The organism is Bradyrhizobium sp. 956_D2_N1_4 (genome assembly GCF_052076025.1).
Taxonomy (GTDB): Bacteria; Pseudomonadota; Alphaproteobacteria; order Rhizobiales; family Xanthobacteraceae; genus Bradyrhizobium; species Bradyrhizobium barranii.
Genome location: NZ_CP197237.1, coordinates 1,166,313 through 1,191,822 on the forward strand (window position 1 = coordinate 1,166,313; position 25,510 = coordinate 1,191,822).

General features: G+C 64.3%; 22 protein-coding genes. 12 read left to right on the plus strand and 10 right to left on the minus strand.

Translation table 11 applies throughout. From position 1 onward, the window contains the following. Nucleotides 1-25: 25 nt before the first annotated feature. Nucleotides 26-805, minus strand: coding sequence for an enoyl-CoA hydratase-related protein (locus AB7535_RS05475; RefSeq protein WP_085403929.1), 780 nt, complete (start codon nucleotides 803-805; stop codon nucleotides 26-28). Between the two features lie 212 nt (nucleotides 806-1,017). On the opposite strand from AB7535_RS05475, the gene AB7535_RS05480 reads away from it, so the two are divergent. Continuing rightward, nucleotides 1,018-2,292 carry an acyl-CoA dehydrogenase family protein gene (locus tag AB7535_RS05480; RefSeq protein WP_085403928.1) on the plus strand — a complete coding sequence of 425 codons (1,275 nt, stop codon included), beginning with the start codon at nucleotides 1,018-1,020 and terminating at the stop codon, nucleotides 2,290-2,292. Between the two features lie 177 nt (nucleotides 2,293-2,469). On the opposite strand, the gene AB7535_RS05485 is transcribed toward AB7535_RS05480, so the two are convergent. The 3 genes from AB7535_RS05485 to AB7535_RS05495 form a co-directional block, all read right to left on the minus strand. After that, on the minus strand, nucleotides 2,470-4,050 hold the full coding sequence (locus tag AB7535_RS05485; RefSeq protein WP_085403927.1) for a fatty acid--CoA ligase: 1,581 nt from the start codon (nucleotides 4,048-4,050) through the stop codon (nucleotides 2,470-2,472). Between the two features lie 118 nt (nucleotides 4,051-4,168). After that, nucleotides 4,169-5,110: an IS110 family transposase gene (locus AB7535_RS05490; protein WP_085403926.1), complete on the minus strand. Its 942-nt coding sequence runs from the start codon at nucleotides 5,108-5,110 to the stop codon at nucleotides 4,169-4,171. A 285-nt stretch (nucleotides 5,111-5,395) separates the two neighbouring features. Beyond that, nucleotides 5,396-6,268, minus strand: a complete 873-nt coding sequence (locus AB7535_RS05495; protein WP_063986558.1) for an SDR family oxidoreductase — start codon at nucleotides 6,266-6,268, stop codon at nucleotides 5,396-5,398. A 105-nt stretch (nucleotides 6,269-6,373) separates the two neighbouring features. Here AB7535_RS05495 and AB7535_RS05500 point away from each other — a divergent pair, with 105 nt between their 5' ends. The 6 genes from AB7535_RS05500 to ppc all read left to right on the plus strand — a co-directional run bounded on the left by AB7535_RS05500 (nucleotide 6,374) and on the right by ppc (nucleotide 14,358). Beyond that, nucleotides 6,374-7,183: a crotonase/enoyl-CoA hydratase family protein gene (locus AB7535_RS05500; protein ID WP_085403925.1), complete on the plus strand. Its 810-nt coding sequence runs from the start codon at nucleotides 6,374-6,376 to the stop codon at nucleotides 7,181-7,183. A 168-nt stretch (nucleotides 7,184-7,351) separates the two neighbouring features. Continuing rightward, nucleotides 7,352-8,896, plus strand: a complete 1,545-nt coding sequence (locus tag AB7535_RS05505) for an acyl-CoA synthetase (protein WP_439037237.1) — start codon at nucleotides 7,352-7,354, stop codon at nucleotides 8,894-8,896. Nucleotides 8,897-9,007: 111 nt separating this feature from the next. Beyond that, nucleotides 9,008-9,802 (plus strand): enoyl-CoA hydratase/isomerase family protein, encoded by a 795-nt coding sequence (locus AB7535_RS05510; RefSeq protein ID WP_085403971.1) that lies wholly within the window; start codon nucleotides 9,008-9,010, stop codon nucleotides 9,800-9,802. 87 nt (nucleotides 9,803-9,889) lie between these two features. Next, nucleotides 9,890-10,969: a rhomboid family intramembrane serine protease gene (locus AB7535_RS05515; protein ID WP_085403923.1), complete on the plus strand. Its 1,080-nt coding sequence runs from the start codon at nucleotides 9,890-9,892 to the stop codon at nucleotides 10,967-10,969. A gap of 63 nt (nucleotides 10,970-11,032) precedes the next feature. Beyond that, nucleotides 11,033-11,437, plus strand: a complete 405-nt coding sequence (locus AB7535_RS05520) for a YccF domain-containing protein (RefSeq protein WP_071915736.1) — start codon at nucleotides 11,033-11,035, stop codon at nucleotides 11,435-11,437. A 122-nt stretch (nucleotides 11,438-11,559) separates the two neighbouring features. Then, entirely contained in the window at nucleotides 11,560-14,358 is a 2,799-nt protein-coding gene (gene ppc / locus AB7535_RS05525) for a phosphoenolpyruvate carboxylase (protein WP_085403922.1), read from the plus strand. A 72-nt stretch (nucleotides 14,359-14,430) separates the two neighbouring features. Here ppc and AB7535_RS05530 read toward each other — a convergent pair whose 3' ends face one another. The 4 genes from AB7535_RS05530 to AB7535_RS05545 form a co-directional block, all read right to left on the minus strand. After that, nucleotides 14,431-15,597 (minus strand): SMP-30/gluconolactonase/LRE family protein, encoded by a 1,167-nt coding sequence (locus tag AB7535_RS05530; RefSeq protein WP_085403921.1) that lies wholly within the window; start codon nucleotides 15,595-15,597, stop codon nucleotides 14,431-14,433. Nucleotides 15,598-15,711: 114 nt separating this feature from the next. Then, nucleotides 15,712-16,626, minus strand: coding sequence for an SDR family oxidoreductase (locus AB7535_RS05535; protein ID WP_085403920.1), 915 nt, complete (start codon nucleotides 16,624-16,626; stop codon nucleotides 15,712-15,714). A 138-nt stretch (nucleotides 16,627-16,764) separates the two neighbouring features. Then, the gene (locus AB7535_RS05540) at nucleotides 16,765-17,904 is read right to left on the minus strand and encodes a thiolase C-terminal domain-containing protein (RefSeq protein WP_085403919.1); all 1,140 of its coding nucleotides are present in this window, start codon (nucleotides 17,902-17,904) and stop codon (nucleotides 16,765-16,767) included. Between the two features lie 3 nt (nucleotides 17,905-17,907). Further along, complete coding sequence (locus tag AB7535_RS05545) at nucleotides 17,908-18,321, minus strand: Zn-ribbon domain-containing OB-fold protein (RefSeq protein ID WP_085403918.1); 414 nt, start codon at nucleotides 18,319-18,321, stop codon at nucleotides 17,908-17,910. A 193-nt stretch (nucleotides 18,322-18,514) separates the two neighbouring features. Here AB7535_RS05545 and AB7535_RS05550 point away from each other — a divergent pair, with 193 nt between their 5' ends. From AB7535_RS05550 to AB7535_RS05570, 5 genes are all read left to right on the plus strand, one after another. Continuing rightward, complete coding sequence (locus AB7535_RS05550; protein ID WP_085403917.1) at nucleotides 18,515-19,864, plus strand: amidase; 1,350 nt, start codon at nucleotides 18,515-18,517, stop codon at nucleotides 19,862-19,864. Further along, nucleotides 19,857-20,543: a DUF2848 domain-containing protein gene (locus tag AB7535_RS05555; protein ID WP_085403916.1), complete on the plus strand. Its 687-nt coding sequence runs from the start codon at nucleotides 19,857-19,859 to the stop codon at nucleotides 20,541-20,543. The genes AB7535_RS05550 and AB7535_RS05555 overlap by 8 nt, the downstream gene beginning before the upstream one ends. 156 nt (nucleotides 20,544-20,699) lie before the next feature. Further along, nucleotides 20,700-21,446 (plus strand): 2OG-Fe(II) oxygenase, encoded by a 747-nt coding sequence (locus tag AB7535_RS05560; protein WP_085403915.1) that lies wholly within the window; start codon nucleotides 20,700-20,702, stop codon nucleotides 21,444-21,446. Nucleotides 21,447-21,455: 9 nt separating this feature from the next. Further along, nucleotides 21,456-22,109 (plus strand): DNA oxidative demethylase AlkB, encoded by a 654-nt coding sequence (gene alkB / locus AB7535_RS05565; RefSeq protein ID WP_085403914.1) that lies wholly within the window; start codon nucleotides 21,456-21,458, stop codon nucleotides 22,107-22,109. 72 nt (nucleotides 22,110-22,181) lie between these two features. Continuing rightward, nucleotides 22,182-22,826 carry a hypothetical protein gene (locus AB7535_RS05570; protein WP_028146918.1) on the plus strand — a complete coding sequence of 215 codons (645 nt, stop codon included), beginning with the start codon at nucleotides 22,182-22,184 and terminating at the stop codon, nucleotides 22,824-22,826. 6 nt (nucleotides 22,827-22,832) lie between these two features. Here the strand turns inward: AB7535_RS05570 and AB7535_RS05575 are convergent, their stop codons facing one another. Together AB7535_RS05575 and AB7535_RS05580 are read right to left on the minus strand one after the other, a co-directional pair. Continuing rightward, nucleotides 22,833-24,458 carry a thiamine pyrophosphate-dependent enzyme gene (locus AB7535_RS05575; protein WP_439037238.1) on the minus strand — a complete coding sequence of 542 codons (1,626 nt, stop codon included), beginning with the start codon at nucleotides 24,456-24,458 and terminating at the stop codon, nucleotides 22,833-22,835. Nucleotides 24,459-24,482: 24 nt separating this feature from the next. Next, nucleotides 24,483-25,352, minus strand: a complete 870-nt coding sequence (locus tag AB7535_RS05580) for a fumarylacetoacetate hydrolase family protein (RefSeq protein WP_085403912.1) — start codon at nucleotides 25,350-25,352, stop codon at nucleotides 24,483-24,485. Nucleotides 25,353-25,510 lie beyond the last annotated feature (158 nt).

Genomic DNA, 25,510 nt, shown 5'->3' on the forward strand with positions numbered 1-25,510 from the left:
TCGTCGTGACGAGGAGAGCGGCGCTCTACTTCCCCACCCATTTCGGCGGCCGCTTCTCCGAGAATGCCTTCGGGCCCTCGATATAATCCTGCGAGGCCACCATCGCCTTCACCGCTGGATATTCCCGCTGCTCCTCGATCGCCTGCTCCAGCGAGACGGCGAGGCCCTTCTGGATGGTCTGCTTCGACGCCCGGATCGACATCGGCGAGTTCTTGGTGATCATCTCCGCCCAGCGCAGCGCGCCCGACAGGGCCTCACCCTGCGGCACCACCTCGTTGACGAAGCCGAGCTCATGGCCCTCCTTGGCGCTGACATGGCGCGCAGTGAGGATCATGCCCATGGCACGCTTGAGCCCGATCTGGCGCGGCAGCCGGTGCAGGCCGCCGGCGAGTGCGGCAAGGCCGACGCGCGGCTCGGGCAGGGCGAAGGTCGCATTCTCCGAGGCGATGATCAGGTCGCAGGCGAGCGCGATCTCGAAGCCGCCGCCCATGGCGACGCCGTTGACCGCGGCGATGATCGGCTTGTCGCAATCGAAGCGCGAGGTAAGGCCGGCAAAGCCGCCCTTGTCCCAGCCGCGCTTTCCGCCCGCCGCCTGCCACTTCAAATCGTTGCCGGCGCAGAACGCCTTGTCGCCGGCGCCGGTGACGATCGCGACCCACTGCTCGGGATCGGCTGAGAAATCGTCAAACACCTTCTGGAGCTCGAAATGCGCGTCGGTGTGCAGCGCGTTGTAGACCTCGGGCCGCGACAGCGTAACGATCGTGATCGGCCCCTTGCGTTCCACCTTTGAGAATTTCAGATCCATCGCGCGCTCCCGCATTTTCTCGTGAAGGAATATTGGCGTCATACTAGCGCGTGCCAGCGCCGCGACACCATCGAATTGCGCGGGCGCGCCTTGCGCCCGTCACACGCCTTGCCTTGCTTGACTTGCGCGCGCACTTCTCACCTTAATCGCGCGAAGCAAAAGCGCGGTTAGCGCCTTAACGCAAAACGACAAAACTACTCCGGGAGAGAGCCGTGGATTTCTCATTGCCTGCCGATCTCGTCGCCTATCTCGGAGAGCTCGATCGATTCATCGAACGCGAGATCAAGCCGCTCGAACAGGCCGACGACAACATCCGCTTCTTCGACCATCGCCGCGAATGGGCGCGCACCGATTTCGACAATGGCGGCCTGCCGCGCCATGAGTGGGAAGCGCTGCTGCGCAAGGCCAAGGATCTCGCGGACGCCGCCGGCCATCTGCGCTTTCCGGTGCCGAAGCAATATGGCGGCAAGGACGGCTCCAACCTCTGGATGGCTGTGATCCGCGAGCACTTTGCCGCCAAGGGTCTCGGCCTGCACAACGATCTTCAGAACGAGCACTCCATCGTCGGCAATTTTCCCGTTGTCACCATGCTCGATCGCTATGGCCGCGACGACCAGAAGGCGATGATCGACGGCTCGATCAGGGGCAAGTACCGCATCACCTTTGGATTGACGGAGCCGCATCACGGCTCGGACGCGACGCACATGGAGACGCGCGCGGTGCCCGCGACCCGCGACAACGTCAAGGGCTGGATCATCAACGGCGAGAAGATGTGGACGACCGGCATGCACGTCGCCACGCATTGCGCGCTGTTCGCGCGCACCTCGGGCAATGACGGCGATGCCCGCGGCATCACCTGCTTCCTGGTGCCGGCCAAGAGCCATGGCGTGAAGGTCGAGGAGTACATGTGGACCTTCAACATGCCGACCGACCATCCGCGCGTCAGCTTTACGGACGTGTTCGTGCCTGAGGATGCGCTGTTCGGCGAAGTCGGCCGCGGCCTGTCGCTGGCGCAGTGCTTTGTCCACCAGAACCGCATCCGCCAGGCGGCAAGCTCGCTCGGCGCCGCCGTCTACTGCATCAACGAGAGTGTGAAGTACGCGCGCGAGCGAAAGCCGTTCGGCAAGGCGCTCGCCGAGAACCAGGCGATCCAGTTTCCGCTGGTCGAGCTCGCGACCCAAGCCGAGATGCTGCGCCTGTTGATCCGCAAGACAGCCTGGGAGATGGACCAGCTCAATGAGGAGCAGATCGAGCGCACGCTCTCCGACCGCGTCTCCATGTGCAACTACTGGGCAAACCGCCTCTGCTGCGAATCCGCCGACCGTGCCATGCAGGTCCACGGCGGCATGGGCTATTCACGCCACAAGCCGTTCGAGCACATCTACCGCCACCACCGCCGCTATCGCATCACGGAGGGGAGTGAGGAGATCCAGATGCGGAAGGTGGCGGGGTTCTTGTTCGGGTATATGGGGCCGGGGAAGCATTAGAGAGACGCTGCGATCTCTCCCCGAGTCGTCCCCGCGAATGCGGGGAGGACCCATAACCCCAGGGAGTAGTTTGAGGCGAGACGGCAACTCCGTGTCTTCGCCAAACTCCACCCTGTGGTTATGGGTCCCGGGCTCGCGCTGCGCGCGCCCCGGGACGACGACGCGGATAGAGCGGGGCTAATTCACCCGTCGGTCCTTCCCTACCCAATACGGCTCCCTCAGCTGCCGCCGCAAGATCTTGCCTGACGGATTCCGCGGCAGCGCCGGCAAGAACTCCACGCTCTTCGGTGTCTTGAATCCAGCGATACGTTCGCGGGTGAAGTTGATGATGTCGGTGGCGGTCGCCTGCTTGCCGGGCTTCATCACCACGACGGCCTTCACGGCTTCGCCCCATTTGTCGTCGGGCACGCCGATCACGGCGGCCTCGGCGACGTCAGGATGATCGCACAGCGCGCTCTCGACCTCGGCCGGGTAGATGTTCTCGCCGCCGGAGATGATCATGTCCTTGATGCGGTCGTGGATGTAGAGATAGCCGTCCTCGTCCATGTAGCCGGCGTCGCCCGTGCGCAGCCAGCCATCGCCGCGCAGGGTCGAGGCGGTCGCCTCCGGTAAATTCCAATAGCCGGCCATGTTGGAGCCCGAGCGCGTCGCGATCTCGCCGACCTCGCGCGGCGGCAGCGGTTTGCCGTCCGCATCCAGAATCGCGATCTCGACGCCCGGCAGCGCCTTGCCGGCCGAGCGCATCCGCTCGAGGCCCTCGACGTGGTCCTCCGGCGGCAGCGCGACGATGGTGCCTGTCGTCTCGGTCATGCCGTACATCTGCACGAAGCCGCATTTGAAGATCTCGATGCATTCCTTCAGCAGCGCCGCCGGAATGGGCGAGGCGCCATACAGCATGTATTTCAGGCGCGAGAAATCGACCGTCTTCGCGCGCGGCTGCCGTACCACGAACTGCATCGCCGCCGGCACCATGAACAGCTTGGTGATGCCCGACTGCTCGAAGAAATCCAGCACCTTGGTCGGATCGAACTCGCGCGCGATCACGCCGCGGGCGCCGTGATAGAGTCCCATCACGCCCCAGCCGGAGCCGCCGATGTGGAAGATCGGCATCGCCACCAGCGACACGTCGTCGGTCGACCACCGGTTCCACTCCGGCTTGTCCTCGGCATTGCCTGTTTGTACGAGGTTGAGGAAGTTCGCATGCGACAGCATCGCGCCTTTCGGCTTGCCTGTCGTGCCCGACGTGTAGAGCTGGATCGCGATGTCCTTCGTGTCGATCGGCACCTTCGGGTCGTCGCCGCTTTGCGCATCGCGCCAGGCCGTAAAATCCTGCCATTCCGGCGCGCCGCCTTCAGTGGTGATGACGGTGCGCACGCCAGGCAGCTGGTCCTTGATCTGGCGGACCTGCGCGATGAACTCCGGCCCGACGAACAGCACCGGCGCCTTGCAATCCGCGACGATGAACGCGATCTCGGGCCCGGCAAGCCGCCAGTTCACCGGCGCCATCACCACACCGGCCTTCATCGCGCCCATCAGCAGCTCGAAATAGAGATCGCTGTTCTTGCCGAGATAGGCGATGCGGTCGCCGCGTCTGACACCCATCGCGATCAACGCGTTGGCGACCTTGTTGGTCTTGACGTCAAACCCGGCAAAGCTGGTGAGGCGGCCCTCGAACTCGTAGGCGGTCGCGTTGCCGCGGCTGGTCGCGCGCTCGCGCACCATGTCGGCGAGATTCGCCAATGGCTGTGTGGTGGACATGTCTCTCCCGTGGCGTCTTGTTTTTATGTCTGGGAGTGTGGCGTCATCCGCGGGTGAAGACAAGATGGGAGAGGCCCTGCTGTCGTCCCGGACAAGCGAAGCGCCGATCCGGCAACTGTTATGTCGGCTTGACGTTCAGGTAGGGCTTCCTGTCGCGCATCATGGCGTTGAGGACCGTCAGCAGCTTCCTGGCGACGGCAATGAGGGCGAGTTTGGCTGGTTTGCCGGCCTGTCGCAATCGTACGTAAAAGACCTTGAACGGATCGGCCCGGCGGCCCGCGTTGAGAGCAGCCATGTAAAGGGCATCACGGACGCGCTTTCGGCCCCCGGCGATCTTACGTTTGCCACGGTAAGCCCCGCTGTCGACGTTGAAGGGAGCCAGGCCGGCTAGCGCTGCCACCTGCTTCGGTCCCACTTTTCCGAGTTCCGGCATCTGCGCGATCAGTTGCATGCAGGTTACGGGACCCACGCCAGGAAGTGAACGTATCAACTGCGCATCGCCCGAGATCTCCGGCTCGGTCTTGATCAGCGTGCTGATGTCGGCCTCGATCTCGGCGATCTCGCCGTCGAGGACCTCGATGAGACGGCCGATACGATCGGCCATGGCACGGTCGTCGGCCTCGCTGCGCCGGTTCTTCTCCTGCGCACGCATGAGGACCAGCTGATCCCGCCGTTTTGCGAGCCTCGCCAAGGCATTGCGGGCGGGATTGGCAATTTGCTCGGTGGCTGGCTTCAGGGCCCGCGCAAAGGCCGCCAGCATCCTCGCATCGATCGGGTCGGTCTTGGCGAGCTGGCCGCTGGCGCGCGCAAAGTCGCGAGCCCGGGCCGGGTTGATCCGCGCGAAGCGGATACCGGCCTGACCCAGCGCCTCGCGAAGTTCGAGATCATAGACACCCGTTGCCTCGAAGACGACCAGCACGTCGCATCGCCAACGCGCCACGATCTGTGTGATGGCCTGCGGCGCGTTGGCGATGCGCTCCGGCACACCCAAGCCCTCATCGAAGATATCGAGATGTTGTTTGGAGACGTCGATTCCGACGTAACGAAGGGGTATGATCACGGTGCCTGTCCCTGTGATGCGAGGTCTGTTGCCGCAGCCTCGTGCAACTGTTCAGGTTGATAGATGGAACGGGCGGGAGACCGGGCCGGATCACGGCGTCAAGCGCCAAGGACCCAACGGCTTCCCGCCCACTCCATCATGACAGGCTTCCAAGACACAGGGACCCAAAGCCACAGGGAGGAGTGTGGCGCGAGATCGGGTTGTGAGTCTTCGCCAAACCTCATCCTGGGGTTATGGGTCCCGGGCTCGCGCTATGCGCGCCCCGGGACGACAGCGGTGGGTGCATCACCCCCGCTTCGCCCGGTCCTTCTCGTTCTGCGCCATGATGCTCTCGCGCGCGGTTTTCCAGTCGTCGTCGCTCCAGTCGCGGAGCTGGTAGAAATTGCCGCCCATCGCCAGCGCCTGCGCGCCGTCCATCGCGATGGTCTCGCCGCTGATCCAGTCGCAGCCGCCGGAGATCAGGAACACCGCGAGGTTCTGCAATTCCTCCATGGTGCCGACGCGGCCCATCGGGTTCATCGCCTTGGTGCGCGCGCCGGCTTCGTCGCCGGGCTTGATGCGCTTGCTCATGCCCTCGGTCGGGATCTCGCCCGGCGCGATCGTGTTGAGGCGGATGCCGTAGCGGCCCCATTCGGTCGCGAGCGACATCGTCATGGCGTGGATCGCCGACTTGCTCATCGCGGACGGCACCACGTAAGGCGAGCCGTTGCGCACCCAGGTCGTGGTGATGGAAACGACATTGCCGGGCTGCTTCAAGGCGATCCAGCGCTTGCCGACCGCATGGGTCACATAGAACGTGCCGTGCATCACGATGTTGGCGACGGCATCGAAGCCGCGGGGCGAGAGCTCTTCGCTGCGCGAGATGAAATTGCCGGCCGCGTTGTTGATGAGATCGGTGAGGGGAGCGTCACGAAAGATGGTCTCGATCATCTCTTCGACCGCGAGCGCGTTGCGGATGTCGACGCCGTGGCTGGTGACGCGGCCACCATACTCAGCCATCAGCTCGGTCGCGGTCTCGTCGCACACGATCTTGCGCCGGCCGCAGATGTGCACCTCTGCTCCAAGCTGGAGGAAGCGCGCCGCCATCGACTTGCCGAGCCCGGTGCCGCCACCGGTGACAAGGATGTTCCGGCCGGCCAGAAGATTTTCCTTGAACATGGCTGTTTCCTCCGCAGGCATTGTCAGTTAATTGGTCGATTGACTAAATCCGGCCGCCGGCTTCCTGTAAAGCGGCACTGAACAAGAACAGGGGAGAATTCATCCATGGAAGAGCGCGTCTCGATCTCGATCTCGGAAGGCGTCGCCGACGTGCGCCTGGTGCGCGCGGACAAGATGAATGCGCTCGATCAGGCGATGTTCGAAGCCCTTGTTGCCGCAACCGACCGGCTTTCGAAGGAAAAGGGCGTGCGTGTCGTCGTGCTCTCGGGCGAAGGCCGCGCCTTCTGCGCCGGTCTCGACATGGGGCGTTTTGCCGCCATGAAGGAGACAGGCGGCAACGGAATTCCGGGTGGCGAAAATCGCGATCTCACCAAACGTACGCATGGCCAGGCGAACTTTCCGCAACAGGCGGTATGGGGCTGGCGCCAGCTTCCGGTTCCCGTGATCGCGGCCGTGCACGGCGTCGCTTTCGGCGGTGGGTTCCAGCTCTCGCTCGGTGCCGACATGCGCTTTCTCTCACCGGATGCGCGGATGTCGGTGATGGAGATCAAATGGGGCCTCGTGCCCGACATGGCCGGCACGCCGATCCTGGCCTCGCTCGTGCGCGACGACATCCTGCGCGATCTCACCTACACCGGCCGCATCTTCTCCGCACAGGAGGCGATGAGCTACGGCCTCGCGACGCGCATCTGCGACGACCCGCGCGCCACGGCTCTCGAAGTCGCGCGCGAAATCGCCGGCAAGAGCCCCGATGCGATCCGCGCCGCCAAGCGCCTGCTCAACAATCTCTCGGTCGATCCGGGCCCGGCGCTGCTCGCCGAGTCGGTCGAGCAGCAGAAGCTGATCGGCAGTGCGAACCAGACCGAAGCGGTGCGCTCCAATCTGGAGAAGCGCGAGGCGAGGTATGTAGACTGACAGGCTCTCCGTCATGGCCGGGCAGAAGCGCGAAGCGCGTCTTCGCGCTAGATGTCCCGGCCATCCACGTTCTTGGTCAGAAGCGGCAAGCAAGAACGTGGATCACCGGGACAAGCCCGGTGATGACGACTAACTGGCAACGTCGCTAAACAACAAAGAAAAACAAAAATGAGCGAAACGTCCCCATTCCTCGGCATCGTCTCCGGCGAGCGCCGCCGCACCCATGCCGAAGTCGCCAACCGCGCTGATCGCATCGCGAGCGGCCTCGCCAAAATCGGCGTCAAGCAGGGCGATTGCGTCTGCATGCTGATGCGCAACGATATCGCCTTCCTCGAAGCCGCCTACGCCGCGATGCGGCTCGGGGCCTATGGCGTGCCGATCAACTGGCACTTCAAGCCGGAGGAGATCAACTACATCCTCGGGGATACCGGCACGTCCGTGCTGATTGGACATGCCCACATGCTGCACGCCCTGCGCGATGCCATTCCGAAAGGCGTCACCGTGCTCAGCGTGCCGACCCCGCTGGAGATCCTGTCCAACTACAAGATCGACCCCGATCACCTGAAGACGCCGGACTTCGCGATCGATTTCGAATCCTGGCTCGCACAGTACCCGCCCTACGACGGCCCGGTCGTGCCGCAGCCCATGAACATGATCTACACGTCAGGGACGACCGGCCATCCAAAGGGCGTGCGGCGCAATGCGCCCACGCCGGAACAGGCGGCGGCCGGCGAGCGCATGCGTGCGATGATCTATGGGCTCAAGCCCGGCGCCCGCGCGATCCTGCCGGGCCCGCTCTATCACTCCGCGCCGAACTCGTTCGGCATCCGCGCCGGCAAGCTCGGCGGCGCACTGGTGCTGATGCCACGGTTCGAGGCCGAAGAATTTCTGGACCTGATCGAACGATACAAGATCGACACCATCTTCATGGTCCCGACCATGTTCATTCGCCTGATGAAGCTGCCTGAGGCGGTGCGCAGGAAGTATGATGTCTCCTCGCTCCGCCACATCATCCACGCCGCCGCGCCATGTCCGGCCGACGTCAAGCGCGCGATGATCGAGTGGTGGGGGCCGGTGATCTACGAATTCTACGGCTCGACTGAATCCAGCGCCGTCACCTTCGCGACCCCCGAGGATGCGCTCAAAAAGCCCGGCACCGTCGGCAGGATTTCGCCGGGCGCCGAGCTGCGCTTCATCGGCGACGACGGCCGCGTGCTGGGCGTGGGCGAGATCGGCGAGATCTATTCCCGCATGGCCGAAATGGCTGACTTCACTTACCACAACAAGCCGGAGAAGCGCGCCGAGATCGACCGCGACGGCTTCATCACCTCCGGCGACGTCGGCTATATCGACGAGGACGGCTACGTCTTCATCTGCGACCGCAAGCGCGACATGGTGATCTCAGGCGGCGTCAACATCTATCCGGCCGAGATCGAATCCGTGCTCCACGCCGTGCCCGGCGTGCATGATTGCGCCGTGTTCGGCATCCCCGATGCCGAGTTCGGCGAGGCGCTGATGGCGGTGGTCGAGCCGCAACCAGGTGTCACGCTCGATGCCGGCGATATCCGCACCCGGCTCAAGGGCTCGCTCGCCGACTACAAGGTGCCCAAGCACATCGAGATCCGCACGAGCCTGCCGCGCGAAGACTCCGGAAAAATATTCAAGCGCCGCCTGCGTGATCCCTATTGGGAGCAGGCGGGGCGGAAGATTTGAAAGCCTTGTAGCCCGGATGGAGCGAAGCGCAATCCGGGGCGGTGCTCGCGTCAGAAAGACCCCGGATTTCGCTTCGCTCCATCCGGGCTACGAACACAGGAACGAATGATCATGACCGACGCCGCAAACGAAGTCCTCTATGAGGTCGCCGACCACATCGCGGTGATCACGCTGAATGCGCCGGAGCGCATGAACACGATCTCCGGCCCGATGCTGAACGATCTGGCGCGGCTGCTGACCGAGGCCAATGAGGACCGCAACGTCCGGGTCGTGATCCTCACCGGCAAGGGGCGGGCATTCTGCGCCGGCCTCGATTTGCGCAAGGAGCGCGACGGCAATGGCCTCAGCGCCGCGTCTTCGCCGACCACGATCAATCTGCGCAACACGCCGCCGACCGTGCTTCAGGCGATGGACAAGCCGACCATCTGCGCCGTCAACGGCGGCGCCGCTGGTTACGGCATGGACACCGCGCTCGGCTGCGATATCCGCATCATGGCGGAGTCCTCGAAGCTTGCGGCGGCCTTCGTCAAGCGCGGCGTCGTGCCGGAATCCGGCGGCACCTGGCTGCTGCCTCGGATGCTCGGCTGGGCCAAGGCTTCCGAGCTGATCTTCACCGGCCGGACGCTCAGCGCCCGCGAGTGTCTGGAATGGGGCCTCGCCAACGAGGTCGTGCCGGATGCCGACTTGATGGGCCGCGCCCGCGCCATCGCCCGCGAAATCGCAGCCAACGCGCCGCTCGCGGTGCAGGCCTCCAAGCGCATGATGCGGATGGGCCTCAACGAGAACTTCTCCGATCACGTTCACCACGTCTACCTCCAGCTTCTGCCGCTGTTCAAGACACAGGACATGGCCGAGGGCATGAAGGCGTTCATGGAGAAGCGTGAGCCGAAGTTCGAGGGGCGGTAGGCGCCGCCTGATCGCGCACGCTGGAGTAGCAATCAGTAATCGGCTCGGCTAGGTTGACGTTCCCACGCCAACCGCTTGCGATCGCCGATGCCCTCATACCGCGCCAGCTTCTTCGAAGTTCCTCATGCGGCCCTTTACGCGCTAATGACGGTGACCGTCCTGGCGTCGGGATTCTGCTTCATCCAGGCAGGCAGTCCGGCGGCGCCGGCAGAGTTGCTGTATCGCTATGGCGGCATGTATTCGGGCGCAATCGCGCGGCATGAGTACTGGCGCCTGCTCGCCTATGGCTTCCTGCATGTCAACTTCGTCCACCTCACCATGAACATGTTGTGCCTCGTGCTGTGGGGCGGACATCTCGAGCGGCGAGTGGGACCGGCCTATTTCCTCATCATCTATCTCTGCGCGATGGTGTTCGGCGCCGTCATCGGCAATGGCATCCATTCCACGCCCTATTTGACCGTCGGCGCGTCCGGCGCCACGTCGGGCATTTTGGGTGCGCTGCTCTGCCTGTGGATCCTCGGCAAGCTCGACGTCAGGTTCGACTTCTTCGCCATCAACATCGGATTGAACATCGCGTTTGCGCTCGGCAATTCGCGGATCGACTGGGGCGTCCATCTCGGCGGCTTTGCGGCCGGATTGATCGCCTGCGCATTGCTGGACCTCATCGAGAAGGCGAATCCTTACGCGCTTCGTTGCAAATTTCCCGAAGCCGTGAAGGTCAATCTCACTCTGTTGGCCTGTGTTGCTGCTGCGTGGGCTTGGAGCGGTCAGGCCATCGCCGCCGGGATTTCCGGATGGGGCCTGGCCATCGTTGTCGTGGTCGCATGCTGTGCGGTCGTGAAGGTGGTTGATCTCGTCCTCTCCATGAAGAAGGGTCTTGCGATCGTCGTGGTCGCCCTGGCTGGAGCGAATGCTGTCACCGTCCTGCTGTGCGGTTTGGCTCTGGCATCTTCTTGCAGTCCGCGCTGGCCAACCGGGTCCGCTCCACTCGATAATCTTCTCGTCATATTCTGTCCCAATCCTGTTCTGATCTCGGGGCTGGCCGCGATCGGTGCCGCCGCGGTGACGCTGTGGCTCTGCGCAAGGGAAATTTCGCGCGGGATCGAGGATGTCGGATTTGTCGGCACATCGCTGCGTGCCGAACGCAGCCGGCGTCATGGACTATGACCGCGGAGGTCGTGCTATAAGAGGGCTCATTGACCCCGGATCATCCCAAGGTTCCTAAATCTAATGGCCCCCGTTTCCATTCTGCTCAACGTGATCTGGATTCTCATCGGCGGTGCCTGGATGGCATTCGGCTGGCTGGTGGCTTCCGTCATCATGGCCATTACCATCATCGGCCTTCCCTGGGCGCGGGCGGCGTTCAACATCGCGGTCTACGCCCTGCTGCCGTTCGGCTCGCGCGCGGTCAACCGCGACGAGGTCACCGGTATGGGCGATATCGGCACCGGCCCGCTCGGGGTGATCGGGAACATTATCTGGTTCGTGCTGGCCGGCTGGTGGCTGGCACTCGGCCACGTGCTGACAGCCGTGATCTTCGCCGTCACCATCATCGGCATTCCCTTTGCCTGGGCCCATCTGAAGCTCGCGGGGATCGCGCTCTGGCCGATCGGCAAGGTGATCGTGCCGGCCTAGCCGCAAGGAGTGATCGCCCCTTTCAGTGTGCGCCGCCCCCAACTTCATCTTGCGCTGCGGCAAAAAACTTGCACACTCGGCGGAGCCGGGCAGCGAAGCGAGCTCGAACAAGGAAGCGAGCCATGTCCCTCCAGACCGTGCCACCCGACGCCATCGACAACCGCGCGAACCGCGCTGAGGACGCCCAGGCGCTGGAGGCAGATGCGCGGCTGCGTGACGACATCCGCCTGCTCGGGCGTATCCTGGGCGACACCGTGCGCGACCAGGAAGGTGCTGAGTTGTTCGACCTGGTCGAGCGCATTCGCCAGACCTCGATCCGGTTCCACCGCGACGAGGACCGGCTCGCCCGTCGCGAGCTCGAGCAGATCCTCGACAGCATGTCGACCTCCGAGACGGTGCGGATCGTCCGCGCCTTCAGCTATTTCTCCCACCTCGCCAACATCGCCGAGGACCAGAACAACATTCGCCAGATGCGCGCCCGCAGTGCCGCCCAGAGCTCTGGTTCCGGCGTGCTGGCGGAGACGCTGGCCCATGCCAGGGACGCCGGGATCAGCTCCGATGTGCTGCGCAATTTCTTCAAGACCGCGCTGGTCAGCCCGGTCCTGACCGCGCACCCGACCGAGGTCCGCCGCAAGAGCACCATGGACCGCGAGATGGAGGTCGCCAGCCTGCTGGACCGCCGCGAGCGTGTAGCGCTCACCGCGGACGAGGCCGCTGCCAGCGACGAGCAGCTTCGCCGCGAGGTGCTGACGCTGTGGCAGACCAATCTCTTGCGCCGGACCAAGCTCACCGTGCTCGACGAGGTCGCCAACGGCCTGTCGTTCTACGATTACACCTTCCTGCGCGAGGTGCCGCGGCTGGTCAACGTGCTCGAAGACCGACTGGAGGAGGCTGGCGAGGCGGCTGCAAGCGAGCTCGCCTCGTTCCTGCGCATGGGCAGCTGGATCGGCGGCGACCGCGACGGCAATCCCTTCGTCACCGCCGACGTGATGCGCGGGACGCTGCGGCTGCAGTCGAGCCGGGTGATGCAATTCTATCTCAACGAGCTGCATGTGCTCGGCTCGGAGCTGTCGATCGCGGCGCACCTCGCCGACGTCTCCGAGGAGCTGCGGACGCTGGCGGAACGCTCGCCCGACACCTCGCCGCACCGGAGCGGCGAGCCTTATCGTCTCGCGGTCTCCGGCATCTATGCGCGCCTGACGGCGACGGCCGAAAAGCTCGAGGTCGAGATCACGCGCCGGCCGGTCGGCAAGGGCAGGCCCTACGAGACCGTCAGGGAGCTGCAGGCCGATCTCGATGTGCTGCACCGTTCGCTGATCTCCAACAATGCCCGCGTCATCGCCCGCGGCCGGCTGCGGCTGCTGCGGCGTGCGGTGGATTGCTTCGGCTTCCATCTGGCGCGGCTCGACATCCGCCAGAATTCTGCTGTGCACGAACGTACCATCGCCGAGCTGATGGACGCCGCCAATCCCGGCATGTCCTATCTCGCGCTGGGCGAGGACGCGCGCATCTCGCTGCTCACCAATGAATTGCGCAGCACGCGCTCGCTGGTCTCGCCATTCGTCAAATACAGCGACGAGACCATGGGCGAGCTCAACGTCTTCCATTCCGCCGCGGAGGCGCATGCGAAGTTCGGCTCGGACGCCATTCCCCAATGCATCATCTCGATGTGCAAGGGCATGTCCGACATGCTCGAGGTGGCCGTGCTGCTCAAGGAGGTCGGCCTCGTTCATCCCTCCGGGCGCAGCGCCATCAACATTGTGCCGCTGTTCGAAACCATCGAGGATTTGCAGGCCTCCAGCGCCATCATGGATCGCATGCTGTCGCTGCACGATTACCGCCGCCTCGTCGACAGCCGCGGCAGCGTGCAGGAGGTCATGCTCGGCTATTCCGACTCGAACAAGGATGGCGGCTTCGTCACCTCGGGCTGGGAGCTCTACAAGGCCGAAATCGGCCTCGTCGACGTGTTCGAGCGCCACAGCGTGCGACTGCGCCTGTTCCACGGTCGCGGCGGCTCGGTCGGCCGCGGCGGCGGCCCGAGCTATGACGCCATCATCGCCCAGCCCGGCGGCGCGGTGAACGGGCAGATCCGCATCACCGAGCAGGGCGAGATCATCTCGTCGAAATATTCCAACGCCGAAGTCGGCCGCAACAATCTGGAGATCCTCGCTGCCGCGACGCTGGAGGCGAGCCTGCTGCATCCGCGCCAGAGCGCGCCGCGCCGCGAATATCTCACCGCGATGGACGAGCTTTCAAATTTGGCTTTCAAGGCCTATCGCGGCCTCGTCTACGAGACCGACGGTTTCGTCGATTACTTCTGGGCCTCCACCGTCATCAACGAGATCGCGACGCTGAACATCGGCAGCCGTCCCGCCTCGCGCAAGAAGACTCGGGCGATCGAGGATCTGCGCGCCATTCCGTGGGTGTTCTCCTGGGCGCAGTGCCGCCTGATGCTGCCCGGCTGGTACGGCTTTGGCAGCGCGGTCGAGCAGTGGATCGCGGAGCATCCCGACAAGGGCATGCCGTTCCTGAAGGAGCTCTACAGGGAATGGCCGTTCTTCCGCATGCTGCTGTCGAACATGGACATGGTGCTGGCGAAAAGCTCGATCGCGATCGCCTCGCGCTATGCCGAGCTCGTGCCGGACGAAGCCTTGCGCGAAAAAATCTTCGGCCGGATCCGCCGCGAATGGCATTCCTGCATCGAGACGCTGCTCGACATCATGGGCCAGGACCGGCTGCTCCAGGGCAACCCGCTGCTGGAGCGCTCGGTGCGCCACCGCTTCCCCTATCTCGATCCGCTCAACCACGTGCAGGTCGAGCTGCTCAAGGAGCATCGCGCGCAGAACCCGGACGAGCAGGTGCTGCGCGGGATTCAGCTCACGATCAACGGCATTTCGGCCGGATTGCGGAATACGGGGTAGTAGGGCGAGTAGCGAACAGAAGGCGTGCCGCTGCCGACTATTCGCTACTCACCATTCGCTATTCGTTGATGTTCACGGCTTTAGTGCGCCCTGCACACCGGTGTACACAGCATAGAGCGATGTCGAGCCACAGATATAGAGTCTGTTTCGCTGCTGCCCGCCGAAGCTCAGGTTGGCGACGGTTTCCGGGATGTGAATTTTGCCAAGCAGTTGGCCGTTGGCCGTATAGCAGCGCACGCCGTCTTCGTTCGGATCGCCCCAGCCCACCGAACACCAGACCCGTCCTTCGGTGTCACAGCGGACGCCGTCGGTGATGCTTGGCTTTGGCATCTCGGCGAAGACCTTGCTGTTCGACACTTTCCCCGCCGCCACGTCGAGGTCGAACACGCGGATATGCGATGGGTTGTCCGGTCCGTCCGTGAACCCGGTCTCGCAGATGTAGAGCTTCTTCTCGTCGGGCGAGATGGTGATCCCGTTGGGCTCCACAAAATCGTCGATGACGACCTTGACGTCGCCGGTTTTCGGGTCGACGCGGTAGACGTTCTTCTTCTCCTGCTCGGGGTCGGCCTTGATGCCCTCATAGAAGCCACCGATGCCGTAGGCCGGATCGGTGAACCAGATCGCGCCATCGGCGGTAACGACCGCATCGTTCGGCGAGTTCAGTCGTTTGCCATTGAATTTGTCGGCAATAATGGTGATCGAGCCGTCGAGTTCGGTGCGCGTCACACGCCGCCCGCTATGCTCGCACGTGATCAGGCGTCCTTCGCGATCGATCGTGTTGCCGTTCGAGTTCATCGAGGGTTGACGGTAGACGCTGGTATGACCGTCATCCTCCGAGAAGCGCATGATGCGATTGTTGGGGATGTCGCTGAACAGCAGATATCGTCCGGCTGCAAAATACACGGGACCTTCGGCCCATCGGAAGCCGGTTGCAACACGCTCGACCGCCATGGTGCCGGCGAAGGCCGGGAAGTCGGCAGGCCCGAACGTTGGCGGCCCCTTCTTCGCGGATTCCAGACGGGAGTCCGGGTAGCGGCTGCCGGGAAGCGGTCCCAAGGGCAACGGGGCCGTCGATATCGTCGGAGTGCCGGTCTGGCCGAACGGCGTGACGGAGGCCGCCAGGGCTGCGTTCATGGTGACGCCCGTCGCGGCTACTGCAGCCGCCGCGCCCTTCAAGAGGGTGCGGCGCCCGAGGCAAGGCTCGTCAGTATCGGCAGAATTGGTCAGTGATTTTGTCATAGTCGCCTCCCGTTTTTTGTTGGAAGGAAACCATTCGCCCGCAATCGGGCGTAATGCGGGCGATCTCCGGCCGGACAACCGGAGATCGCAATGCAACAATAGCTGGGAGAACGGCTAGACGGGATCCCAGGGGAAGATGTCGGCCGAACGGTCGAGCTTGTAGAACGAGCCCTTCAGTGCCGGCATGCCGTGTTCCGCGATCGTTTGCGGCGTCCAGCCCTCGCTGCGATGAACCGAGCGCAGCGGGCGGTTCTGGCTGAACAGGAACAGCTCGTTCATGCGTGCGCCGAAGATCTGCCCGGAGACGTCCTTGGCGGCATCGGAGAGCAGATAGGCGCAGATCGGCGCGATCTTCTCCGGTCCCATTTGCTTGATCTTCTCGACGCGCGCCTTCTCGGCTTCGGTCTCGGTCGGGATGGTGCCGATCATGCGGGTCCAGGCGAACGGCGAGACGCAGTTGGAGCGGACGTTGAAGCGGCCCATGTCGAGCGCGATCGACTTTGACAGGCCGATGATGCCGAGCTTGGCCGCGGCGTAGTTGGCTTGGCCAAAATTGCCGATCAGGCCGGAGGTCGAGGTGAAGTGCACGAAGGAGCCGCTCTCCTGCTCGCGAAAGATCCGCGCCGCGGCGTGGCTGACGTAGAACGAGCCCATCAGGTGAACCTTGATGACGGCCTCGAACGCTTCCACGCTCATCTTGTGGAAGATCATGTCACGCAAGATGCCGGCATTGTTGACGACGCCGTCGAGCTTGCCGAAATGATCGGTCGCGGTCTTCACGATCTTGCTGGCGGGGACAGCCTCCGCCACCGACTCGAAATTGGGCACCGCGATGCCGCCGCGCTTCTTGATCTCGTCGACCACCTCCTCGGCGGGCGAAGCGCTGGAACCGGCGCCGTCGGCGGCAACACCGGGGTCGTTGACGACGACCTTGGCGCCCTCCGCCGCGCAGAGCAGCGCGATCTCGCGCCCGATGCCGCGGCCCGCGCCGGTGACGATGATGACCTTGTCTTGAAGTGATTTGCTCATGTGGGTTCTCCGCTAGCCGTTCCAATTTCCGCCGTCATTCCGGGATGCGCCGCAAGGCGCAGGCCCGGAATCCATACTCCCGATCGTGGTTATGGATTCCGGGCTCGTCGCTGACGCGACGCCCCGGAATGACAGTCGTTACCTCTCGTTCGTAAACACGATCGTGCCTGATGCCGCGAACATGCCGCCGACGCCGTGGCACACCGAAATCTTCGCATTCGGCACCTGGGCCGGGGCAATCCCGCGCATCTGGCGTACGCTCTCCTGGAGTGCGTACATGCCGTACATGCCCGAATGCATGTAGGACAGGCCGCCACCATTGGTGTTGAGCGGCAGCTTGCCGCCGGGGCGCGTGTTGCCATCCGCGATGAATTGGCCGGTTTCCTCGTGCGGCATGAAGCCGAGGTCGCCAAGGCCGAACAGCGGCAGATGCGCAAACGCATCGTAGATCATGAGATGGTCGACATCCCGGTGCGCGATGCCGGCTTCCTTAAAGGCGAGGGGGCCGGCAGTCTTGAACGCGCGCGAGGAGTTGAACGTTTCCATCTGGCTGACCATCGGCGTCTCCACGCTCTCGCCGGTGCCCATGATGTAGACGGGCTTCCTCGGAAAATCCTTGGCGCGGTCGGCCGAGGTCAGGATCAGCGCGCCGCCGCCGTCAGTGACGAGGCAGCACTGGAGCAGCCGGAACGGATAGGCGATCATGCGCGAGTTGAGGACATCAGCGACCGTGATCGGGTCCTTCATCATCGCGCGGGGATTTTTGGCCGCCCATTCCCGCTGCACCACCGCCACCGAGGCGAGCTGCTCATGCGTGATGCCGTAGGTCTTCATGAAGCGCAGCACGGGGATCGGGAACATGCTGGGTGGCCCGTAGATGCCGTAGGGCGCCTCGAACTGTCCTTGCAGGCTGTCGGCGGGGATCGAGCGCGGCGCCTTGCCGATCATCGACTTGCCGCTCTCGGCATGGGTGATCAGCACGGTCTTGCAGAGACCGGCCTCGATCGCCGCGGCGGCATGGCGAACATGCAGCATGAAGGAGCAGCCGCCGACCGAGGTGCCGTCCACCCAGGTAGGCTTGATGCCGAGATAATGGCAGACCTGCTGCGGCGTTTCGACCGCGGTGGCAAAGCCGTCGATGTCGGAGAGTTTCAGCCCGGCATCCGCGATGGCGTTGAGCGCCGCATCCGCGTGGAGCTGGAGCTGCGACATATTGGGGATGACACCGAGCTCGGTGGTCTCGGCCGCGCCGACGACGGCAACCTGGTTGCTGCGCATGGCCTATCCCTTCGCCGGACGGAACACGGGGAGGGTGATCTTGTCGTCGAGCGCCTGGAAGGCGACTTCGAGCTTCATGTCGAGCTCCAGCGCCTCCGGCGTCTGCGGACAGTCGATGATGTTGCTCATCATCCGCGGTCCTTCGGCAAGCTCGACCACCGCGATCGCATAAGGCGGTGTGAAGCCGGGAGCGGCGGGACGATGATTGATCACGTAGCTGTAGAGGAAACCGTTGCCACTCGCCTTGAAGATGCTGACCTTGCGCGAGGCGCAGGACGGGCAGAACGGGCGCGGCGGGAAATAGACATGCGCGCAGGCGTCGCAGCGCTGCAAACGCAATTCGCCCGCTTTCGTGCCGTCCCAGAAATGCTGGGTCTCCGGCGTCGGTTTCGGGCGCGCGCGCTGCGGTTCGGCCATGTCGGAAAACCCTCCCAAAGGCAATTCTTGCTAATGCCTGGGCTTCACGCCTGGCTGTTTCGATCTTGATGCGACAATCGACCATCGCGCGTCAACGGTCCAGCAATGCGCATGCATGCCATCATGCGCACAATGCTTGTGTCGAACCGAGGCGGCGCTATAGATTGCGCGCGCAATATTCCGTGAGACAGACATGCCCGATTTTCCGACACTGGCGAAACTCGCCGACGACCTCGAAAGCGGCCGCACGACCTCCCGCAAGCTGGTCGAGGCATGCCTCGCCAGGATCGCCGACCCGGCCGGCGAGGGCCAACGCACATTCATCCACGTCGACAAGGACGCCGCGCTCGCAACCGCGGATGCGATGGACGGCTTGCGCAAGGCCAAGGCGGCGCCGTCGCGCTATGCCGGTATCCCGGTCTCGATCAAGGATCTCTTCGACATCAAGGGCCAGGTCACGCGCGCCGGCTCCCGCGCGCTCGACGATTCTGCGCCGGCCGATCAGGACGCCGCGACGGTGGCGCGGCTGCGCAAGGCCGGCTTCGTCGTGATCGGGCGGACCAACATGACCGAGTTCGCCTATTCCGGCATCGGCATCAATCCGCATTACGGCACGCCGAAGGGCGCCTGGAACCGAGCCGAGGGACACGTGCCCGGCGGCTCGTCCTCGGGCGCCGCGGTGTCCGTGCTCGACGGCATGGCGCATGGCGCGCTCGGCACCGACACCGGCGGCTCCTGCCGGATTCCGGCCGCCTTCAACGGCATCGTCGGCTACAAGCCGACGCAGCGCCGCGTGCCGCTGGACGGCTCCGTGCCGCTGTCCTTCTCGCTCGACAGCATCGGGCCGCTGGCGCGGTCGGTCAGCTGCTGTGCCATTCTCGATGCCGTGCTCGCGAACGAGCCGATCGTCCCGCTGAAGCCGCGGCCGGTAAAGGGCATGCGGCTCGCAGTGCCGACCACGATTGCGCTCGACGATCTCGATGCGGACGTGGCCTCGACGTTCGAGCGCGCGCTCAAGAGCCTCGCCGATCACGGTGCGATCATCGAGCGGATCGAGATGGCCGAATTTCACGACATCGGCCCGATGAACGCCAAGGGCGGCTTTGCGGCGTCCGAAAGCTATGCCTGGCATCGCTACCTCATTACGGCCAAGGGCGACGTCTACGACCCCAGGGTCTCCGTGCGCATCATGCGCGGCGAGGCGCAGAGCGCTGCCGATTACATCGATCTCCTCAACGAGCGCCGCTCGCTGATCGTGCGCGTCAATGCGCGCGTCGCGCCCTATGACGCGCTGGTGCTGCCCACCACCGCCAACACGCCGCCGAAGATTTCCGATCTCGCCGATGACAAGGCGTTCACCAGGGAAAACCTGCGGGCGCTGCGCAATTGCACCCTCATCAACATGATCGACGGCTGCGCCATCTCGCTGCCCGCGCATCGCGAGGGTGACGTTCCTGTCGGCCTGATGCTGGCGGGCGCGGGCGGATCTGACCGTCGTATTTTCGAGCTTGCTGCCGGCATGGAGGCCGTAATTCGTGTTTGACCTGACTTTCACCGTTGACGCCCAGGACACCACCACGCCGCTGACATTGGCGATCGACCAGATGGTCATTGCGGGCTGGACCGGCCGCGATCCCGTCGCGCGCGACAAGCACATCGCCGAGCTGCAAGAGATGGGCATCGCCCCGCCGGCCTCGACGCCGATCTACTACCGCGCCTCGGCGCGCCGGCTGACCCAGGAAGACGGCATCGAATGCTGTGGCGGCGATTCCTCCGGCGAGGTCGAATTCGTGCTGATCGGCTGGCAGGGCCGCATCTTCGTCGGCTGCGGCTCCGACCATACCGACCGCAAGGTCGAGGCCTACAACGTCACGGTCTCCAAGCAGATGTGCGACAAGCCGGTCGCATCCACGCTCTGGGAGCTCGAGGACGTCATCGGTCATTGGGACAGGATGATCCTGCGCTCCTACGCCACCATCAAGGGCGAGCGCGTGCTCTACCAGGAGGGCACGCTGGACGCGATGCTGCCGGTCGCCGACCTCATCGCGCGCGGCTTTGAGGGTGGCAAGTTCCCCGACGGCTGCGCCATGTTCGGCGGCACCTTTGCTGCCAAGGGCGGCATCCGCCCGGCGGACCGGTTCGAGTTCGAGCTCGAGGATCCGGTGCTGAAACGGACGATCAAGCACGGGTACGACGTGACGACGCTGCCGGTGCGAGGCTGATACCCCTCCGCCGTCATTGCGAGGAGCCCTTGCGACGAAGCAATCCAGGATCCCTCTGCGGAAAGACTCTGGATTGCTTCGCTGCGCTCGCAATGACGAGGAGATAGTCGGGAATCGGGTGGCAAAGGGCGGGCCGGTCTTGCGAAGGTGGCAGTCATGACAGCAACGGCACGCAAATCACCCCCTAAGCCCTCAGTCGACCTCGCCACCCACGTCGACGCCCTCGACTGGCCTCAAATCACCGTCGAGCTCGATGCCCAGGGCAGCGCCGTCCTGAAGGATCTGCTGACGCCGGACCAATGCCGCGCCATCGCCGCGCTCTATCCCGATGATGCGGGCTTCCGCAGCCGCATCGTCATGGGCCGCCACGGGTTTGGCCGTGGCGAGTACAAATATTTCTCCTACCCGCTGCCCGATCTGATCGCGGAGCTCCGCCCGGCGCTCTATGCGCATCTTCAGGGCGTTGCCAATCGTTGGAACGAGGCGATGGGGATCGACATCCGTTATCCAGCCGCGCATGCGGCGTTCCTCAAGCGCTGCCACGAGGCAGGCCAGGCGCGGCCGACGCCGCTGCTGCTGCAGTACGAGACCGGCGATTTCAACTGCCTGCACCAGGATCTCTATGGCGAGCACGTGTTTCCGCTCCAGGTCGCGATCCTCTTGTCCGAGCCGGGACGCGATTTTACCGGCGGTGAGTTCGTGCTGACCGAGCAGCGCCCGCGCATGCAGTCGCGCGCCGAGGTCGTGCCGCTGGCGCAGGGCGACGCTGTGGCCTTTGCCGTGCATCACCGCCCGGTGCAGGGGACACGCGGCACCTACCGCGTTAATCTCCGCCATGGCGTCAGCCGGATCAGGTCCGGCCAGCGTCATACGCTGGGTGTGATCTTCCATGATGCCAAATGAGCGCTGCGATTGACGGGTGATCTGTTCGACACGGCCGCCGAGGCACAGCCGTCGCGTGAGGAGATCGCCGACGGCGCCGTGTTGCTGCGCGGATTCGTCAGGCCGATCGAGAGCGAGCTGATCGCCGCCGTGCGCGCGATCGTGGCGCAGTCGCCGTTCCGCCGCATGACCACGCCCGGCGGCCACCTGATGTCGGTGGCGATGACCAATTGCGGCGAGCGCGGCTGGATCACCGATCACACCGGCTATCGCTATGATCCGATCGATCCGCGAACCGGCGCGCCATGGCCCCAGATGCCGACGGTGCTTCGCGACCTGGCTCGAGGCGCGGCGGAGCAGGGCGGGTTCACCGACTTTGCGCCCGACGCCTGCCTCGTCAATCGCTACGAACCCGGCACGCGGCTGTCGCTGCATCAGGACAAGGACGAGCTGGACTATTCGGCCCCGATCGTCTCGGTCTCGCTCGGGCTGCCCGCGACCTTCCTGTTTGGCGGCCTGGCGCGCAGCGACAAGTCACGCCGCTTCCGGCTCGTCCATGGCGACGTCGTGGTCTGGGGCGGGCCGAGCCGACTCGCCTATCACGGCGTCGCGCCGCTCGCCGATGGCGAGCACGCCCTGCTCGGGCGGCAGCGGATCAATCTGACGTTCCGCAGGACGCGGTGAATCAAGCAGAGTGCTTGCTCGCAGGAAATCGGCTAGACTTGGGGCTACCCGAGTACGAAAGTCGAGGGGCCCATGCAGCAAATACCGGGATGGCTGAGCACGGCGCTGATCGGTGCTGTGATTGCAGCCTTGGGGTATGTCTCGAAGCTTGCGATCGAAAGTGCTCTTCAATGGAGGGCGGCCCGTACTGCGCGGCGCGCTCAGCTTGTTCACCTGCTATCCCTGCTGCTGGCGACGAGGAAGGCCTTCATTATACAGAACGCGCTGGCACGGCGGCTCTGCGACGAAATCACTCGTGCTCATCCGGAGCTAGATGGGTCGTATGACAACGTTCTTGCCCACGGATATCTCTCTTTGGACGACCGACAGAAGTTAGAGCATGGCGTCATCCGCAATTATACGAGCAACTGTTTGTACCCACTGAACTTGCAAATCATCGATTGGCTTTCGAAGGACGATTATTTCAAAGGCGGAGGCAGACAACAACAGGCCAAAGAGCTCTCAGTAAGATTGCAGACGCTTTTTGCTCATTTGGTATTGTGGCGCGCCAAGTACGAGTTTTGGATACCTTCCAGGCCGGAGCGCGCCATCGTATACATGGCTGACGAGGATGCTCACGGCATAAGTTTTCCCACCGGTATCGAGGACCTGATTTCTCGCGTGGCCGATGACATGATCGGCTCGCCGGGCGAGGCGGCGACTGGGAAGAGCCCGTGAGAAGCTCTACGGCTTCGGCGGATGAATGAACGCCCACGGGCTGACTTCCGAATCCCGCGTCACTTCCACCGAAATCAGATATGGCCCGTCATGGGCCAGCGCCTTTTCCATCGCCGCCTTGAACTGGTCCGGCGCGGTGACACGCGCGGCCGCCACACCAAAGGACTCCGCGAGCTTGACGAAATCCGGATTGACCAGATCGGACGCGACCACGCGGCCGTTAAAGCGCTCGCGCTGGTCGCGGCGGACATTGCCATAGGCGTTGTTGTTGAACACCAGCGTCACCACGCCGATGTTGAACTGCACGGCGGTGGCAAGCTCCTGCACGCCGAACATGAAGCCGCCGTCGCCGGTGATCGCCACCACGGGCTTGTCGGGATTGGCCACCTTGGCACCAAGCGCGGTCGGGAAGCCCGAGCCGAGCGTTCCCTGATAGCCTGACGTGATGAAGGTGCGCGGCTCGTAGATCGGAAAGCCGTACCAGGACGCGAAACCGAACTGCGACAATTCGTCGGTGACAATCGCGTTCGCCGGCAGCACCTCGCGCAGGATGTTGAGATAGGCCATCTGCGGCTGGATGCTCTGGATCTCTGCCAGCGCGGTCGCGGTGGCCTCGCGGATCGCGGCGCGGCGGCCGGCGGACTTGCCGTAGCCGGCCTTGCTGACCGCTTGGATCAGATCGGCGGTCGCGGTCTTGGCATCGGCGACGATGGCGGTGTCGGAGATGAAGCGCCGCATCTCGACGGGATCGATGTCGATGCGGATGCTCTTCAATCCGTCGGGACGATACGGCCAGCGCGACATGGTTGGCAGCTCCAGCCGCGAGCCGATGCCGATCATGAGATCGGTCTTCGGCCATAGCTTGTAGGCGGCAGCCATCGTGAGCCCCAGCTCATGCGCGTTGGAGACGATGCCGCGCCCGCTGCGGAAGGCGACGACGGGTGCATCGATCATCTCGGCGAGCTCGAGGATTTCGTCGCGCGCCTCGATCGCGCCGCTGCCGACAAAGATCATCGGCGCCTTGCTGCTCCTGATCACCGCGGCCGCCTGGGTGATCAGATCAGGATCGGGCAGTGGCGCGGGCAGCGGCTCCAGCACCTTCGCGGCACAGGTGTCCGCGCGCTGGGTGAAGACGTCCCAGGGCATCTCGACCGAGGCGGGGCCGCGACGGCCGGACGTCATTTCCTGGAAGGCGCGCGACACGGTGGTCGGCGCGTTGCCGGGCGTTTCAATCCGATCCGCCCACTTCACATAGGTGCGCAAGGTCGCGAGCTGGTCCGGCATCTCGTGCAGATGGCCGCGGCCCTTGCCGAGAAATTGCGTCGGCACCTGGCCGGTGACGCACAGCACCGGCTCGTTGCAGCCGTAGGCGGTCAGCAGCGCCGCACTCGCGTTGAGCACGCCGGGGCCGGGCACCACGCTGAACACACCGGGCTTGCCGCTGGAGCGCGCATAGCCGAACGCCATGTAGCCGCAGGCCTGCTCGTGCCGCGCGCCGATCACCTTGAGCTGGGCCTGGTGGAAGGCGTCGAACAGGCCGTAGACCTGCGCGCCGGGCAGGCCGAACACGGTGTCGACGCCGTGGGCGACAAGGCCGCTTACGATCGCTTCGCCGCCGGTGAGGGTGGTCATTGCACTATTCCATTTCGATTGTTGTCAGGCTTCGTCGACGACGCCATTCCGTAGCATGCCGATGCCTTCGGCTTCGACCTCGATGACATCGCCGGGCGTCAGATAGCGCGGCGGATCGAACCGCGCACCGGCACCTGTCGGCGTGCCCGTCACAATGATGTCACCGGGGACCAGCGTCGCGAAGGTCGAGATATAGCTGATGAGATAGCGGAACGGGAACATCAGCCGGCTGGTCCGGTCCTCCTGCCTGAGCTCGCCGTTGACATGCGTGGTCAGACGAATGTCGGCGATCTGCGATTCCCGCGTGTAGGGCACGAGCCACGGGCCGAGGCTGCCGCTGGAATCAAAATTCTTGCCCTGCGTGACATTGAACTTGGCGTGGCGCAGCCAGTCGCGCACCGAGCCTTCGTTGCAGAGCGTGAGCGCCGCGATGTGGTCGAGCGCGGCACTTTCCGCGATGTGCCGGCCGGCCTTGCCGATCACAAGCACGATCTCGCCTTCGTAGTCGAGCTGCGCTGACGCGCGCGGGCGCACCAGCGGCGTCTCGTGGCCGACGAAGGAGCGGGGCGAGCGCATGAACATGCTCGGATATTTCGGCGCCTCCTGGCCGTCCTTGTACTCGGCATTGCGGTCGGGATAGTTGACGCCGATGCAGATGATCTTTTCCGGCGCGGGCACGGGCGGCAGCCAGGTGATGTCGCCGAGCGCATGGTCTGGCGTCAGGCTGGCTGCCTCCTCGGCAAGGCCCACGAGCTTTCCGGCGGCGATCACTTCGCGCAGCGTCGGATAGTCTTTTGCGTGGCGTGCGGAGAGATCGACGATGCCGCCCTCAAGGACGGCGCCGTACTTGGTTTCACCCTTGACGGAATAGGTGGCGAGGCGAGGGAGCTTCATTGGTGACTCTTCACTTCCTGTCGTCCCGGCGAACGCCGGGACCCATACCGCGGAATCTATCGATTGGATGAGGTAGGAGTACCGAACAACGGGTCTTCACCAAACTCCTCCCTGTGGTTATGGGTCCCTGCTCCCGTGCGCAATTGCGCACTAGGCAG